Source organism: Lentzea sp. NPDC102401 (assembly GCF_044765805.1).
In the GTDB taxonomy this organism is placed as follows: domain Bacteria; phylum Actinomycetota; class Actinomycetes; order Mycobacteriales; family Pseudonocardiaceae; genus Lentzea; species Lentzea sokolovensis.
This window is the reverse complement of sequence record NZ_JBIWKS010000010.1, coordinates 361,330-376,877: the sequence shown is the minus strand read 5'-3', so window position 1 is coordinate 376,877 and position 15,548 is coordinate 361,330. Positions and strand designations below refer to the sequence as shown.

The 15,548-nt window shown below is 68.8% G+C and carries 16 protein-coding genes; 9 read left to right on the top strand and 7 right to left on the bottom strand.

Features of this window, described 5'->3' with window-relative positions; translation table 11 throughout:
- Positions 1-13: 13 nt before the first annotated feature.
- Positions 14-424 (bottom strand): YkvA family protein, encoded by a 411-nt coding sequence (locus tag ACIRG5_RS32185; protein WP_402911654.1) that lies wholly within the window; start codon positions 422-424, stop codon positions 14-16.
- A 101-nt stretch (positions 425-525) separates the two neighbouring features.
- The gene (gene sodN / locus ACIRG5_RS32180) at positions 526-933 is read right to left on the bottom strand and encodes a superoxide dismutase, Ni (RefSeq protein ID WP_093592081.1); all 408 of its coding nucleotides are present in this window, start codon (positions 931-933) and stop codon (positions 526-528) included.
- Positions 934-1,028: 95 nt separating this feature from the next.
- On the opposite strand from sodN, the gene ACIRG5_RS32175 reads away from it, so the two are divergent.
- Positions 1,029-1,310, top strand: a complete 282-nt coding sequence (locus ACIRG5_RS32175; protein WP_402911737.1) for a S24 family peptidase — start codon at positions 1,029-1,031, stop codon at positions 1,308-1,310.
- Here the strand turns inward: ACIRG5_RS32175 and ACIRG5_RS32170 are convergent.
- Positions 1,300-1,899 (bottom strand): dTDP-4-dehydrorhamnose 3,5-epimerase family protein, encoded by a 600-nt coding sequence (locus tag ACIRG5_RS32170; RefSeq protein ID WP_402911651.1) that lies wholly within the window; start codon positions 1,897-1,899, stop codon positions 1,300-1,302. The two genes, ACIRG5_RS32175 and ACIRG5_RS32170, sit on opposite strands and share 11 nt — an antisense overlap.
- Before the next feature lie 333 nt (positions 1,900-2,232).
- Between ACIRG5_RS32170 and ACIRG5_RS32165 the strand changes: the two genes are divergently transcribed.
- On the top strand, positions 2,233-3,429 hold the full coding sequence (locus tag ACIRG5_RS32165) for an NADP-dependent malic enzyme (RefSeq protein WP_402911649.1): 1,197 nt from the start codon (positions 2,233-2,235) through the stop codon (positions 3,427-3,429).
- Between the two features lie 225 nt (positions 3,430-3,654).
- Entirely contained in the window at positions 3,655-6,831 is a 3,177-nt protein-coding gene (locus ACIRG5_RS32160) for an EAL domain-containing protein (protein WP_402911647.1), read from the top strand.
- Here ACIRG5_RS32160 and ACIRG5_RS32155 read toward each other — a convergent pair.
- Entirely contained in the window at positions 6,793-8,343 is a 1,551-nt protein-coding gene (locus tag ACIRG5_RS32155) for a bis-aminopropyl spermidine synthase family protein (RefSeq protein WP_402911645.1), read from the bottom strand. The two genes, ACIRG5_RS32160 and ACIRG5_RS32155, sit on opposite strands and share 39 nt — an antisense overlap.
- Before the next feature lie 132 nt (positions 8,344-8,475).
- Here ACIRG5_RS32155 and ACIRG5_RS32150 point away from each other — a divergent pair, with 132 nt between their 5' ends.
- Genes ACIRG5_RS32150 through ACIRG5_RS32135 form a run of 4 tightly spaced genes read left to right on the top strand, consistent with a single transcriptional unit; the run spans position 8,476 to position 11,760 of the window.
- Positions 8,476-9,558 (top strand): ABC transporter ATP-binding protein, encoded by a 1,083-nt coding sequence (locus tag ACIRG5_RS32150; RefSeq protein ID WP_402911642.1) that lies wholly within the window; start codon positions 8,476-8,478, stop codon positions 9,556-9,558.
- Complete coding sequence (locus tag ACIRG5_RS32145) at positions 9,555-10,193, top strand: ABC transporter permease (protein WP_402911640.1); 639 nt, start codon at positions 9,555-9,557, stop codon at positions 10,191-10,193. The genes ACIRG5_RS32150 and ACIRG5_RS32145 overlap by 4 nt, the downstream gene beginning before the upstream one ends.
- Before the next feature lie 5 nt (positions 10,194-10,198).
- Positions 10,199-10,864 (top strand): ABC transporter permease, encoded by a 666-nt coding sequence (locus tag ACIRG5_RS32140; RefSeq protein ID WP_093592096.1) that lies wholly within the window; start codon positions 10,199-10,201, stop codon positions 10,862-10,864.
- The gene (locus ACIRG5_RS32135; protein ID WP_402911637.1) at positions 10,861-11,760 is read left to right on the top strand and encodes a glycine betaine ABC transporter substrate-binding protein; all 900 of its coding nucleotides are present in this window, start codon (positions 10,861-10,863) and stop codon (positions 11,758-11,760) included. The genes ACIRG5_RS32140 and ACIRG5_RS32135 overlap by 4 nt, the downstream gene beginning before the upstream one ends.
- 76 nt (positions 11,761-11,836) lie before the next feature.
- On the opposite strand, the gene ACIRG5_RS32130 is transcribed toward ACIRG5_RS32135, so the two are convergent.
- The 3 genes from ACIRG5_RS32130 to ACIRG5_RS32120 are packed head-to-tail and all read right to left on the bottom strand — an operon-like array spanning position 11,837 to position 13,946.
- The gene (locus tag ACIRG5_RS32130; RefSeq protein WP_402911634.1) at positions 11,837-12,682 is read right to left on the bottom strand and encodes a haloalkane dehalogenase; all 846 of its coding nucleotides are present in this window, start codon (positions 12,680-12,682) and stop codon (positions 11,837-11,839) included.
- A gap of 10 nt (positions 12,683-12,692) precedes the next feature.
- Positions 12,693-13,127 (bottom strand): MarR family winged helix-turn-helix transcriptional regulator, encoded by a 435-nt coding sequence (locus ACIRG5_RS32125; protein ID WP_402911631.1) that lies wholly within the window; start codon positions 13,125-13,127, stop codon positions 12,693-12,695.
- 33 nt (positions 13,128-13,160) lie between these two features.
- Positions 13,161-13,946, bottom strand: a complete 786-nt coding sequence (locus ACIRG5_RS32120) for an IclR family transcriptional regulator (protein ID WP_402911629.1) — start codon at positions 13,944-13,946, stop codon at positions 13,161-13,163.
- 112 nt (positions 13,947-14,058) lie between these two features.
- Between ACIRG5_RS32120 and ACIRG5_RS32115 the strand changes: the two genes are divergently transcribed.
- Together ACIRG5_RS32115 and ACIRG5_RS32110 are read left to right on the top strand one after the other, a co-directional pair.
- Positions 14,059-14,586: a SigE family RNA polymerase sigma factor gene (locus tag ACIRG5_RS32115; protein ID WP_093592114.1), complete on the top strand. Its 528-nt coding sequence runs from the start codon at positions 14,059-14,061 to the stop codon at positions 14,584-14,586.
- On the top strand, positions 14,583-15,494 hold the full coding sequence (locus ACIRG5_RS32110; protein ID WP_402911626.1) for a hypothetical protein: 912 nt from the start codon (positions 14,583-14,585) through the stop codon (positions 15,492-15,494). The genes ACIRG5_RS32115 and ACIRG5_RS32110 overlap by 4 nt, the downstream gene beginning before the upstream one ends.
- The last annotated feature ends 54 nt before the right edge of the window (positions 15,495-15,548 follow it).

Below are 15,548 nucleotides of genomic sequence, written 5' to 3'. Positions count from 1 at the left end.
GGCCCACGACCACTCACGACATGCCGGTGAGCCGGCACAACGCCGCGAACCCGTCATCGCTTCCCGGCCAGTGCCGCCGGACCGCGGGCAGACCGGCACGTCGCACGACCCCGCGCAGCACCCAGGTGACGATGATCGCGTCGTCGGCGTACCCGAGAACGGGGATGAAGTCGGGGATCAGGTCGATGGGCAGCGCCAGGTAGGCGAGCAACAGGCCCAGTCTGATCCGCACGCCGCGCGGCAGGGTGCGGTCGACGGCCAGCCGGTGCACCAGGCGCACCACGTCGGGGAGCAGCCGGAGTGCTTCGCGAAGCAGCCCTCCGCGCGGCCTCGCCGTGATCAACACGACGACCAGCACGACCCACGTCAGCAGTAGCGCGCCGACGACGCCGATCAGAAGGTCCAACCACCAGGTGCCCGTCACGGCCGCATGCTTCCACGCGTGAGCACGTCGTCGGACGAAAAACGACGCTGACCTGCGAAAGCGATCTTCGCGGGTCAGCGTCGTCCTGCAAGGCAGTGGGCTCAGCCCTGCTTGGTCTCCCAGAAGATCTTGTCGATCTGCGCGATCAGGTCGAGAAGCGCCTGACCCGAGGCCGGGTCCATCGACGCCTTCGTGCCGCCCGCGCCCGCGGCCTTGGTGGCGCGGTTGAACAGGTCGTGCAGCTCGGGGTACTTCTCGAAGTGCGGCGGCTTGAAGTAGTCCGTCCACAGCACCCAGAGGTGGTGCTTGACGAGCTCGCTGCGCTGCTCCTTGATCAGGATGGCGCGCTCCCGGAACTCCGGGTCCTCGTTCGCCTGGTACTTCTCCTGGACCGCCTTGACCGACTCGGCCTCGATCCGGGCCTGGGCCGGGTCGTACACGCCGCAGGGGAGATCGCAGTGCGCGGTCGCCTCAACGCGTGGGCGGAGAATGCGCGACACGAGTCGCATCGTTCCTCCCAGAATGAAAAACAGTGGATGCTCCGACTGGGAGAACCTTACTCCGGCTGATCGAAGGGTGATCGTTGAGACCGCGTCTTTCCACCGTGCTCGTGCGGGGTCCGTCGATGGCGCCAGCCCTCAGGGATGAGGACATCGTGCTGGTCAGGTGGGGTGTGCGGCCCAAGCCCGGGCAGGTGGTGCTCGTCTCGTGGGCGAGCAGGCCAGGGCAGTTGTCGGTGAAGCGCGCCTCCCACGAAGTGGACGGCGGGTGGCACGTGGTGGGCGACAACCCGTTCGCGAGCACGGACTCCGAGCACCTCGGACCTGCGCAGGTGCTCGGAGTCGTCAAAGCTCGACTATGGCCGAGGCCCGCTTTCAGGCTTTGAGCGACGCGTACAGGGCCAGGCAGTCCTCGTAGCGCGGCAGCACGCCGGCTTCGTAGGCCTCGGCGAGGGTGGGGGCCGAGGTGTCCTTCTCCGACAACAGGAACTCGAGTTCGCGCGGCCACGGGAGGTCGAGAGCGGGGTCGAGCGGCGTCAGGCCGTGCTCGCCGGACGGGGTGTAGACGGTGGAGCAGAGGTAGTTCATCGTCGTGTCGTCCTCCAGCGCGATCATGGCGTGGCCGAGGCCCTCCGCCAGGTAGACCGCGTTGCACTTCTCGGCGTTCACCAGCACGGCGTCCCACTGGCCGAACGTGGGGGAGCCGACGCGGATGTCCACGATCACGTCGATGAACGAGCCGCGCGGGCAGAAGACGTACTTCGCCTGCGACGGCGGCACGTCCGCGTAGTGGATGCCGCGGATCGTCCCCGCGCGGGAGACGCTGTGGTTGGTCTGGGCGACCCGGAGGGGGTGGCCGACCGCCTCGGTGAAGGCGGCCTCCTGGTACGGCGAGACGAACACGCCTCGGTCGTCGGGAAATGTCCGAGGGGTGAACTCGAACGCGCCGTCAATTTTCAGCGAACTCGCCTGCATGCCGTCACTCTAAGGCGTCAATCTTTCTTGACCGATCGGGTGCTTCCTGCCTGCAGAAACTGACCGGTCGGTGCAGAAAACCGGACGGACGTCTTGCTACATGCCCTCTGACCTGCGGAAAAAGTGTGATCCCCGCCGCAGACAGCGACGCGCGACCCTGCCACACTTCCCGTCACCCGCAACACTCGGACACTTCTCCGACGCAACTCGTCGGAGGTCGTCGACCGAGTTTCCAGGCCCCGTGTACCCGGCGTGACAACGCTGGGCCGGTGCGCCGTTTGGTGATTGAGCCCAGTTGGGCCACTACGCCGCCCGCACCGCAGGAGGGACGCCGTGACAGCAGTGAACGAAGCCCGTACCGAGAACTCCGATCCGACGCAGTTGACGGACGAGGAGATCTTCACCGCGCACCTGGGCGGGAAGCTCGAGGTCGGCGCGACCGCCTCGCTCGCTGACCCGAAGGCGCTGTCGATCGCGTACACCCCTGGTGTCGCACGAGTGAGCAAGGCCATCGCGGAGGACGCGAGCCTCGCCGCGAAGTACACGTGGGCGCACCGCCTCGTCGTCGTCGTCAGCGACGGCACCGCGGTGCTCGGTCTCGGTGACATCGGCCCGAGCGCGTCCCTGCCCGTCATGGAGGGCAAGTCCGCGCTGTTCAAGACGTTCGGCGGCCTCGACTCCATTCCGCTCGTGCTCAACACGACGGACGTGGACGAGATCGTCGAGACGCTCGTCCGGCTGCGCCCGTCGTTCGGCGCGGTCAACCTGGAGGACGTCTCCGCGCCGCGCTGCTTCGAACTGGAGCAGAAGCTGATCGAGGCGCTCGACTGCCCGGTCATGCACGACGACCAGCACGGCACCGCCGTCGTGTCGCTCGCCGCGCTCAACGGCGCGAACACCGTGCTCAGCAAGAACATCGGCGACCAGCGGGTGGTCATCTCCGGTGCGGGCGCCGCGGGCATCGCGATCGCCAAGATCCTCATCGCGGCCGGCGCCGGTGACATCACGCTGCTGGACTCGCGCGGCATCGTCCGCACGGGCCGGGCCGGGCTCAACCCGGTCAAGGAGCAGATCGCGGCGGTCACGAACAAGAGCAACCTCGACGGCGGCATCGACGTGGCGCTGCGCGGCGCCGACGTCTTCATCGGCGTCTCGTCCTCCAAGGTGTCCGAGGACCTCATCGCGAGCATGGCGAACGACTCGATCGTCTTCGCGCTGTCGAACCCGGACCCCGAGGTGCACCCGGAGGTCGCCGCCAGGCACGCCGCGATCGTGGCGACCGGCCGCAGCGACTTCCCGAACCAGATCAACAACGTGCTCGCGTTCCCCGGCATTTTCCGCGGGGCTCTCGACTCGGGTGCGCGACGGATCACGGAAGGCATGAAACTCGCGGCCGCGGATGCCATTCTCGCCGTCGCGAAGGATGATTTGGGCCCAGACCGAATTGTTCCCTCGGCATTGGACCCGCGCGTCGGACCCGAGGTCGCAGCGGCTGTGGCCCTGGCTGCCAAGGCCGACGGAGTCGCCTGATCCGGCGCTTGTATTCGCCACTCATTTGCATCTTCACGGGTACCGGAACCACGACCGTGGCTTTTCGTTAACCCGTGCAGGGGTGGGCGATGACGCTCTGAAGCGCTACCGTCCCTCTCCTCGGGTGTTCACTCGAGGAGAGGGTTCGTGTTTGCCGCCGTTCGGGTGCCGTTGTCGTGCCCACCCGAATTGCCGCGGGCGGTGGATGCGGGAGAGGGTGGGCCGGTGCCCAAGTGGGTGGGACGCGCGACGGTGGTGAACGGCCGTGCACGGACGGCTGTCCCGACGTCCGGGAAACCTCCGATGACGCTGGACGGGCTGACCTTGCCCGACGCGCCGTCGTTGCTCGTGGACGCCAAGGGTGTCGTCATGCAGGCGAACCCCGCCGCCGTGGAGCTCGCGTCCGCGCAGGGAGCCGACGACCTCGTCGGGCACCCGCTCGGTGAGTTGCTTCTCGGCAACACCTCCGACCTGCGGTTGCTGCGCGCGGACGGCACCGAACTGCCGGTGCGCGTCGCGCGCCACGCCGTTCCGGGAACGGGCCTGCAGGCAGTCCTGCTGATCGACGTCTCCGACCTCGCCTCCGCCGCGGAGGAGTTGCGCGACGAACAGCGCCGGCTGCGCAAGGTGCAGCGGGTCGCGGAGCTCGGCTCCTGGGAGTTCGATCCCGGAACCGGCCTGACCGTCTGGTCGGACACGCACTACGAACTGCTCGGCCTCGAACGCGGCGCCGTCGTGCCTGGTGCGCAGGCCGTTCTGGACGTCGTGCACCCGGACGACTACCACATGGTCGAGACGTACTGGCACGGTCGCGAGATCACCGGCGACCCGATCGACATCGAGTACCGGATCGTCCGCCCGGACGGGCAGCTGCGGTGGATCCGCGGCGTCGCCGAGGCGAGGCTGGACGACGCCGGCAGCCTGGACAAGATCACCGGCTACATCCGCGACATGACCGAGTCCAAGCGCGCGGCCACCGAGCTCGCCCAGGAACGGGCGCGGCTGCTGGAAGCGCAGCGCATCGCCCGCATCGGCAGCTGGGCGTACGAGACGGGCACCCGCGCCGTGCACCGCAGCGAAGTGCTGATGGAGATGTTCGCCGAGCTCGGCATGACGCCGGACGAGGACCTGCTCAGCGGCGTGCACCCGGACGACCGCGAGGCCGTCAAGGCGTTGCGGCACCAGCTGCTGCACACCCAGGACAACGCGCCGGTCGAGGTGGAGGTCCGCAGCGAGGTCGGCGAACGCGTCTACATGTGCCGGGCCCGCGCCGAGATCGCGCCGTCCGGCCGCATCGAGCGCTACCACGGCACGATCCAGGACGTCACCGAAGCACGTGCCCTGGAACGTCAGATGCGCGAGGACCGCAGACGGCTGGCGGACGCGCAGCAGGCCGCCCGCCTCGGCATGTGGGAGTGGAACCCCGGCACCGGCGAGGTCGTGTGGTCGGACATGCTGCGCGAACTCTTCGGCCTGCCCGCGGAACTTCCCGGCAGCTACCAGGCCTACCTGGACCTCGTGCACCCCGAGGACCGCGCGTGGGTCGACGACCTGTGCCGCCAGCTGGTGGTGGACGAGGTCGCCTCGCAGTTCGAGCACCGCGTGGTGCGCCCGGACGGTTCACCGCGCATCTTCCGCTGCCACGGCATGATCGTCCACGACGCGCGCGGCAAGCAGCTCGCCGTCGGCACCGCCCAGGACGTCACCGAGCAGCGGGCCGCCGAGGCGCGCATGAAGCGTTCCTCGCAGCGCTTCACCGACCTCGTGTCCGTGACGCCGGTCGGCATCGGCCTGTTCGACGAGGGCGAGCGCCTGGTCGACGCCAACGACGCGTTGTGCGACCTGCTCGGCATGGAACTGGAACAGCTGCGCGGCATGACCGCCGAACAGCTCACCCACCCCGAGGACACCTCGCCCGGCCTGCAGTGGGCCGCCGAACGCACGCAGAAGATCCCGCAGCGCATCCTCGTCCGCCCGGACGGCGAGAAGGTCTACTGCGAACTCCACATCGCTCTGTCCGTGCAGGACGACGGCCGTCGCTTCTGGCTGATCGTGTTCCTGGACATCACCGAACGCCGCCGCGCCGCCGAGGCGTTGCGCCACCAGGCGACCCACGACGAGCTGACCGGCCTGCCGAACCGCGCGCTGGTCAAGGAGATCCTCGGCAAGCTGCTGGAGGGCCCCGGCCGTTCCAAGGTCGCCGTCTTCTTCTGCGACATCGACAACTTCAAGCGCGTCAACGACTCTCTCGGCCACGACGCCGGCGACGAACTGCTCGTGGCTCTGGCGCGACGGCTGGAAGGCGGCCTGCCCGACGGCTGCACCGCCGCCCGCCTGTCCGGTGACGAGTACGTGATCATCTGCGAGGACATCGACTCGGTCGGCGGCGTCGACGCCCTGGCCACCCGCGTCGCCTCGTTGCTGCGCACGGCCGTTCCGGTGCACGGCCAGCTCGTCCGCGTCTCGGCCTCGATCGGCGCCGCCGTCCCGAACGGCTCGCGCGCCAACGGTGCCGACCTGCTGCGGTTCGCCGACGCCGCGATGTTCGAGGCGAAGCGCGCCGGTGCCGGCCGCGTGTCCCTGGCTTCGGCCGCGTTGATCGCGTCCGCCGACCGCCAGGTGCACCTCGAAGGCCAGTTGCGTGACGCGTTGCAGCACGACGGCCTGGTGTTGCACTACCAGCCCGTCGTCGGCGTCGACGGCGCCGTCCTGACCGCCGAGGCCTTGGTGCGCTGGCCGCATCCCGACCGCGGAATGCTGCCGCCGGACGTGTTCCTGCCCGTCGCCGAACAGGGCGACCTGATGCGCGAGCTCGACCGCTGGGTCCTGCGCACCGCCCTGCGCGAGGCCGCGACCTGGCCCGCACCCGACGGCCGCCCGGTGTCGGTGGCCGTGAACCTCGCCGGCCTGGTGCCGGGCGATCCCGAGTTCGTCGACATCGTGTCGACCGCGATCATGGAGTCCGGCGTCCCGTGGGAACGCGTGGTGCTCGAACTGGTCGAGACGGCGTTCGTCGACCTGCCCTCCCGAGTCCGCCAGTCGATGGACGAACTGGTGAAGCGCGGCGTGCAGTTCGCCGTGGACGACTTCGGCACCGGCTACTCGTCGCTGGCCCGCCTGAAGGACCTGCCCGCGCAGATCATCAAGGTGGACCGGCGCTTCGTTTCCGGCGTGGGCAACGACTCCTCGGACTTCGCCGTCGCGCGCGCCGTCGTCGACATGGCCCGCGCGATGGGACGCAAGTGCGTGGCGGAGGGCGTGGAGACCGCCACCCAGTTCCACGTTCTGCGTGGCGTCGGGGTGGACGCCTACCAGGGCTGGTTGTTCTCGCGTCCGGTGCCGCCCAAGGAGTTCCGCGCGGTGCTAGCCCTCGGACCGCTCCACATACCCCGCGCTGGCTGAGATCTCCGGCAGCAGCGCCGCGATCCGGTGCTTCGGCAGGTCGATCAACCGCAGTTCGAGATCGTCGGACGCCGCCGAGGCGTTGTCGACGATCTCTGCGGCCTGCCGCTTGGTCAGCACGCCCTGCGACGCGGTGATCAACGCTTCGCGCCAGACGTTGCGCAGCTTGCCGTGCGCCTTCATCAGGACCTCGCGCACCGTGCGTTCGCCCAGCGACAACGTTCCGGTGAGAACCTGATCGGCGACGACGATCGTGGTCTTGCCATCTGGGTTGTTGCGCAGGAACTTCAACTTGAACCGGCTCCGCACCAGTTCCTGGAGTTCCTTCTGCCCGGCCTCTGAGGACACCGCCGGGTGGTTGTTCGGCACCAGGCAGGCCAGGCGGGCGGGCGAGGAGGCCAGCAACGTGCGCAGCAGCCACGGCCCGGGATCCGCGGACAGGTCGACGGCCAGCGACGCCGCGCCCTTCCCCACGGGCTCGGCCCACCCCGCGGAACGGGGCTTCGGCGGCGGCGAGGACTCCGGGCGCGGAGCCAGTTCCGACAGGGCGGCCAGCGCCTCGGACGACGGCCCTGACGACTCGACGGACTGCGCGCCGTGCGTGTAGATCCGCGTGCCACCGGACACCGCGCGCCGCCCGGTGGGCCGGCACACGTACAGATCGGCGGCGGACCCGATCGCCTGCGCGCCGTCGAAGCGGTGGAACGCGGGCAGGATGGCCTCGAACACCAGCCCGAGCTTCTGCAGTTCCTGCTGCACCTTCAAGCCCAGAGCGGGAGTCCGGTCGGAGAAGCCGTAGGCCAGCAGCAGGCGGCCGGACGCGATGTCCGCCAACGCCTCGATGCCGCGGCCGGCGAACAGGCCCATGCCCTCCGGCGTGTAGGGCGGGTCGCTGAAGACCAGGTCGAACGATTCGAGCGCGCCCGCGGGCAGGCCGAAACGCATGTCGCAGTGCAACGTCCGGATGTCGTGCCCGCGGGCCAGCGCCCGTGAGTCGATGAACTCCAGCAGGCGCTCGTCGAGGTCCACGACCGTGATCGACACGTTCGGATTGACGGCGGCGACGGCCAGCGACGTCAGGTCGTGGTCGCCCAGGCACAGCAGACGCTTGCCCGCCAGGTCGTAGTGGGAGTTCAGCCACACCGCGCGGTTCAGCGCGGTCTCGGCCGTCGCCTGCACGTGGTCCAACGAGGACAAGGGCGACGGCACGTCGGCGATGTCCACGAGGATCTGGCGCAGCACGTCGGTGTGGTCGCGGACGCCGGAAACGCCGAACTCCGAACGGTACGAGGCCACCAGTCCGGGGGCGATGCGGTAACGATCGTCTGAAGATTCCGCGTCGTCGCCCAGGGCCTTGAGCAGGTCCTGAACGGTGCGGCGGGGAACCGCGGGCAGGCGCACGAGTTCGGCCAGCGGGTGCCAGTCCTCGCTGAGCAGGGACAACACTTCGCGGAGCTTGCGGGCGTGCACGCCGCGCTCCGCCACCAACTGCCGAACCTGGTCGATCGTCACAAGACGTAAACCATACGGGCCGTCACATCGTGGAACGCTGTGCCGGGGTACGCCGAACGAGTTAAGGTCTTTGGGATCTACATCCAGGGCGGCCCAATCGGGGTGGTCGTCACGACCGGAGGGATCCGAAGGGTGATCGAGTTCCGGGCCGTAACCAAGCGGTTCGAGGACGGGACCATCGCTGTCGACGAGCTCGACCTCGCGGTCGAGGCGGGCACCATCACGGTGTTCGTCGGTCCTTCCGGCTGTGGCAAGACGACGTCGCTGCGCATGGTCAACCGCATGATCGACCCGACGTCGGGCACGATCCTGGTGGACGGCAAGGACGTCCTCACCGTGGATCCGCCCACGCTGCGGCGTGGCATCGGCTACGTCATCCAGCAGGCGGGGTTGTTCCCGCATCGGACCGTGCTCGACAACATCGCGACCGTCCCTCTTCTGTCCGGTTGGGACAAACGCAAGGCGCGCACGCGTGCGGCCGAGCTGCTGGAGATCGTCGGGCTCGACGCGAACTTCGGCAAGCGCTACCCGGCTCAGCTCTCCGGCGGCCAGCAGCAACGCGTGGGTGTCGCCCGCGCGCTCGCAGCGGACCCGCCGGTGCTGTTGATGGACGAGCCGTTCAGCGCCGTCGACCCGGTCGTGCGCGAGGACCTGCAGAACGAACTCCTTCGTCTGCAAGCGGAACTCGACAAGACGATCGTGTTCGTCACGCACGACATCGACGAGGCGCTGAAGCTCGGTGAGCGCGTCGCGGTGTTCCAGACGGGCGGGCACCTCGCGCAGTACGCGCGGCCGACCGAGCTGCTGGCCGCGCCCGCCAACGACTTCGTGGCCTCCTTCGTGGGACGTGACCGCGGCTACCGCACGCTCACGTTCCTGCACGCGGACGTGCCCGTGCATCCCGTCACCACGGCCAAGCTCGGCGAGCGCATCACGGTCACCGACTGGACGCTCGTCGTGGACGAGGCGAACCGGCCGAAGGGCTGGCTGTCCGGTGTGGACGGTGAGGTCGAGGTCGTGGAGAAGGACCTGATCTCCGGTGGTTCGCTGTACGACGGCTCGACGTTGCGCGGCGCGCTCGACGCGGCGCTCAGCTCGCCGTCCGCGCTCGGTGTGGTCGTCGACGACGCAGGCGCCGTCACCGGTGTGGTCAAGGCCGACGACGTCATCAAGGCTCTCGCGAAGGCCCGCGCGGCGGGTGAGGTCCCGAAGTGACCTGGATTTTCGAGAACTGGGAAAGGTTCTGGGAAGTCACCGAGGTGCACCTGCGGCTCTCCGTCGTGCCGGTGCTGATCGGTTTCGTGCTCGCCATCCCGCTCGGGTGGTGGGCGAGCCGGTCGAACACGGCGCGCGCGATCCTCTTCCCGTTCGCCAACATCCTGTTCACGATCCCGTCCATCGCGCTGATCGTGATCACGCCGGTGCTGCTCGGTGTGAAGATCCTCGACGAGATCAACGTCATCGTGCCGCTGGCGGTCTACACGCTCGCGCTGATGATCAGGTCGGTCGCGGACGCGCTGTCCGCGGTGCCGGGCAACGTCGTCGCCGCGGCGAACGCGATGGGGTTCCGGCCGTTGCGCCGTTTCCTCACCGTCGACTTCCCGCTGGCGTTGCCGGTGACGATCGCGGGCCTGCGGGTCGCGACCATGTCGAACATCAGCATGGTGAGCGTCGGCGCGCTCGTCGGACTCGGCGGCTACGGCCAGCTCTTCACCGAGGGATACCAGACCGACCACACCGAGAAGGTCCTCGCGGGTCTCATCGGGACGGTCGTGCTGGCGGTGCTCGCGGACGCCCTGCTGTTGCTGATCGGACGGCTGCTCACGCCGTGGGCACGGGCGGGGAGGTGAGCTGAATGGGTGGCTGGCTCTTCGATCCCGCGCACTGGTCCGGCACGACCGGGATTCCGGTGCGGTTGGCCGAACATCTCGGCTACACGCTGCTGACGTTGCTGATCGCCGCGGTCATCGCGATCCCGCTGGGCGCGTTCGTCGGTCACACCGGCAAGGGCGGCTTCGTGATCGTCGGACTCTCCAACGCTCTGCGGGCGTTGCCGACCACGGCGGTGCTGATCCTCGTCGTGCTGTGGGCGGGTCTCGGTGACTTCCCGGTGTACGTCGCGCTGGTGCTGCTCGCGATCCCGCCGATCATGGCGGGCACGTACGCGGGCGTCCGCGCGGTCGACCCGGTGACCGTCGACGCCGCACGGGGCGTCGGCATGCGCGAGTCGGGTGTGCTGCTCCAGGTGGAGATCCCGAACGCGCTTCCGTTGATCTACGGCGGTTTCCGCGGCGCCGCGCTGCAAGTGGTCGCGACCGCCACCATCGCCGCCTACACAGGCGCCGGTGGACTGGGCAGGCTCGTCTTCGACGGCCTCGCCCTGCAGGAGTTCGGACAGATGCTCGCCGGCGCGGTGCTCGTGGCACTGCTCGCCGTTCTCGTCGACCTGGGGTTCGCCGGCCTGCAACGGCTGACGGTCTCGCCAGGGCTGCGTCCAGTGGGAACCGGAGGAAAGAGATGAAGCGCATCGCGACAGCCGTCGCTGCGGTCATGCTTCTGTCTGCGTGCGGTGGCGATCCGCTGACCGGAGACGGGAAGACCGACCCGGCCCCGACGGACACCATCGTCGTGGGCTCCGCGAACTTCCCGGAGTCGCGACTGCTCTCGGAGATCTACGCGGAAGCGTTGTCCGCCAAGGGCATCAAGGTCTCGAAGAAGCCGAACATCGGTAACCGGGAGCTGTACTTCAAGGGCGTGCAGGACGGCTCGATCGACCTGATCCCCGAGTACACCGGCGTGCTTCTCAAGCACGTCAACAAGGAAGCGCCCGAAGTCGGCTCGGACGAGGTCTACGCGGCGCTGAAGAAGTCGCTGCCGGCGGGCCTCACCGTGCTCGACAAGTCCTCCGCCGAGGACAAGGACGCGGTCGTCGTCACCAAGCAGATCGCCGCCCAGTACAGCCTCAAGTCGCTCGACGACCTCGTGCCGTACTGCAAGGACCTGGTCTTCGGCGGCCCGCCGGAGTTCCAGAACCGCCCGGACGGTCTGCCGGGCCTCAAGGCCAAGTACGCGTGTGAGTTCAAGGAGTTCAAGGCCCTCGACGTCGGCGGCCCGCTGACCGTCGCCGGCCTGAAGGACAACACGGTGCAGGCGGCCGACCTGTTCACGACGGACGCGGCCATCAAGGCCAACGAGTTCGTGGTGCTGGAAGACCCGAAGAACGTCTTCGCCGCGCAGAACGTGTTGCCGCTCATCAACGAGAAGAAGGCGTCGCAGCAGGTCCGCGACACCCTCAACGCCATCTCGAAGAAGCTCGACACGAAGACGCTGCTGGAGCTGAACCAGAAGCTGTCGTCGCCGGACAAGCCGGAGCCGGAGAAGGTCGCCAAGGAGTGGCTCGCCTCGGCGGGCATCTGACCTGACGAACCAGCGGGGCGGGCACCTTCGGGTGTCCGCCCCGCTGTCGTTCCTGGAGCTTCAGTTCCCCTGCGCTCTAGGCGATCAGGCTGTGGCGCTCCGCCCAGGCCGCGATCGCCGCCGCGATCTCCTTGGGTCGGTCCTCCTGCGCGTGGTGCCCGGCCTCACCGCAGGCGACCACGTCCAGTGCGGCGATGTTCTCCTGACACCAGGCAGTCAGCGCCGGCCCGATGGCCAGCGTCGGAGAGTTCTCGAAGGTCAGCAACAGCTTCGGAACCGGTGACGCACCCAGCCACTCGCCGTAGGCCTCCATGCGGGTGATCAGGGCGGGAGGCTCGCCGTCGACCGGGAGTTGCCGCACCCACGCCAGCAGCGGGCGGCGGCTCTCCCGGTCGGGGTAGGGCGCCAGGTACACCGTCATGTCCTCGTCCGGGACCGGATTCAGCACCCCGCCGGTGAACGCCTGGCGCACGAGGGTGTCCTGGTCCAGCACCAGTTCCTCGCCCAGGCCGGGGGTGCGGAGCCTGCGCGTGCGTTCGCGGGCGGCCGGTTGCAGTTCGTCGCTGCGCAACGGCTTCAGCATCGGCTCGAAGAAGGCGATGCCCGCGACGCGGTCCGGGTGCCTGGCTGCCCAGTCGAACGCGAGCGTGCCGCCCCAGTCGTGGCCGACGAGGACCACGCGGTCCAGGCCGAGCGCGTCGAACCACGCGTCGAGGTAGCGGGCGTGGTCGGCGAACGAGTACTCGATGGGCGGCTTGCCGGATCTGCCCATGCCGATGAGGTCCGGGGCGAGCCCTCCCAACTCCGGTAAGACGTTCCGCCAGATGTGCGACGAGGCGGGATTGCCGTGCAGGAACACGAACGGCGCGTTGCTGGACCGCTCGTAGTGCATGGTCGAGTCGAGGACGGGAACGACGGGCATCTGAGGCTCCTCAGTCGAGTGGGACGTCGAGCAGTGCCGTCAGCTCGTGGGAGAGCGCCTCGGTGCGGTCGCCGGAGCGGCCGCCCAGAGGCTCCAGCAGGCGGTCCAGCAGGGTGCCGACGACGGCGATGGCGGGCACGACGACCTCGTGGCCGCGGTCGGTCAGCGTCAGCCGGACGGTCCGGGTGTCGACGGTGTCGCGGGTGCGCGCGATGAAGCCCGAAGCCTCCAACGCGCGCGCCAGCTTCGAGACGTACAGCGGTTCGAGGCCGGTGTGGTCGGCCAGTTCGCGTTGTGACGGCCGGTCCAGTGAGACCAACGACGACAGCACCACGTACTGGGCGTGCGTCAGGCCGTGCGACGTCAACGCGCGGTCAACGGCCGTCCGCCACTTCATCGCCAAACGCCACACGAGGTGTCCAGGTGTCGCTCCCGCACTGCTCATGGCAGATACGGTACATGGCTACTATGTACATGGCTATGAAGTTGCGGCGTGCCCGCCGATCCGCACGGTCAGCTCCTCCGCTGCCCTGCGGACCTCCTTGGCCAGATCAGGCCAGGTAGCACCGCACGGCGTGTCGCACAGATGCCGGAACGTCAGCGTGATGGCCGCGATCGGCCGCTCGCCGTGGTCGAACACCGGCGCGGCCACCGAGGCGAACCCGGCGGTCACGAACCCGTCCTCGACCGACCAGCCCTGGCGGCGTTCGAGCGTCAGCAACCGGCGCAGCGCCGGCAGGTTGTGCGGGCCCCGGCCGGTCCGGTCGACGAACGCGGCCACGGACGGCAGCAGTGCCCTGACCTGTGCTGGAGGCAGGTGGGCCAGCATCGCGCGGCCCGAGGCGGTCAGGTGGGCGGGCAGCCGGACGCCGACGTCGGACACGATCGACTGCGGCTGCCGGGGCTGCTCGCGCACCAGGTAGAGAGCCTCGGCACCGTGCAGGACGCCCAGATGCGCGACCTTCTCCATCCGGTCGGCGAGCTTGCGCAGCAACGGGCGGGCCAGGCGTTCCAGCGGGTCGTGGCGCAGGTACGCGGAGCCGAGTTCGAACGCCGCGACGCCCAGGCCGTAGCGCTTCTCCTCGGGGAAGTGCGTCGCGAAGCCGGCCTCGGTCAGCTCTGACAGCAGGTGATAGGTCGTTGACCTGGGCAGATTGAGCTCACGCGCCACCGATGCCGCGGAGACGGGCCCCGGTCTGCCCGCCAGCAGCCGGAGGACCGCCAACCCTCGCCGGAGCGCGGGAACGTCACTGCTGCTGCCCACGAAGTGATTTTCCCACGTGATGCAGCCCATACCGTTACGACATCAGGGCACACTCAACAGAACACGCCCGGGGAGCGTTGGAGGGGCGTGACGGTTTTGAAGGGGGTCGGGATTGACACCGAGTTTCGATGACTTCGTGGCAGAACAGGTGACCCCGTTGCTGCGCTATGCCACCGTGCTCACGTGCGACCCGCACCTGGCCCAGGACGTGGTCCAGGAAGTCCTGCTGCGTGCGCAGCAGAAATGGGATCGCATCGGTTCAGTCGACCTCCCCAACGCCTACGTCAAGCGCATGGTGACCAACGAGTACCTCTCGTGGCGCAGGCGCAGGGCCGCCAAGGACGTCGCTCTCTGCATGACGACGCTGGAGTCCGTCACCCCGCCCGTCGCGGACAAGACGCACCACTACGACGAGCGGGAAGCAATGTTGCAGCGGATCGCGAAGCTGCCCCGCAAACAGCGGGCCGCAGTGGTGCTCCGCTACTACGAGAACTACGAGGACTCGGAGATCGCACAGATGCTCGGTTGTGCCGAGGGAACCGTGCGCAGCCACATCTCGCGTGCGCTGGCCACACTCCGCCTGGACCACACGCCGGAGCCCGCAGGAGTCGGGTTGCGGCTAGGGGAGGGCCTGTCGTGAACGACACCGAACAGCTGATCAAGGATGCGCTCGGCCAGCTCGCCGAACGCACCCCGCATCCAGGGCCGACGCTGAACGCCCTGAGGCGCAAGCGGAAGCGGCAGCGGAACAACATCTTCCTGATCGCCACGGCCGGCATGGCCGCGGTCGTCGTCCTGATCTTCGCGGGCGTCATCGCCAGCGACAGGTACACGCCGCCGAACGCGAACGACGCCGCCGCCGCGCTCGTGCAGGACAACGGCAAGAGTGTCGCGTTCAAGTACGCACCGCACTGGTTGCCGTCCGGGTTCGTCGAGAGCCTTCGCGCCACGAACGTGGCGCCCACCAGGGTGTGGGGTCCCGCGGGCGCTACGCCCTACAGCAATCCGAGCCTCGTGATCAGAGCGCTCGGAGGGATGCCGGACACCCACGGGTGGGAGTCGGCCAAAGTCCGCGGCCTGCAGGCGTGGGTGCAGGTCAGGGGGGACGCCGCAACCGTCGCCTGGAAGGCGCAGGATGTCCTGGAGGTGACCATGAGCGGGGTGAGCGGCGCACGTGAGGTCGCTCTGCAGGTGGCCGAGTCGGTGCGAGCCGACGCCAAGATCACCCACGAGCCGCCGTTCAAGCTCGAAGGCAGGTACGCCGAGGTCGTGCGCGGCACCGCGCCGGACAAGTGGCACTCGTCGCTGGGCAGGAACTCGATCTCCGTGCAGGTGGCGACGGACAGGCCGGAGCTGCCCGCCCCGAACGAGGCGCTGACCGTGCGCGGCAAGCAGGGCGTGCGCAACGGCAACACCGTGGCGGTCCAGGACGGCGGCCTGTGGATCTCGGCGACCTCCAGCGCCTGGTCCGACGAGCTGATCGAGCTGGTGAACAAGGTCGAGGTCACTGGCCAGCCGGACACGGGCTGGATCGGCAAGGGGCTCTAACCGAGCTGTCTGGGATCTCAGACACCATCGGGCGCTCCGGGGTCGCTGACTCGG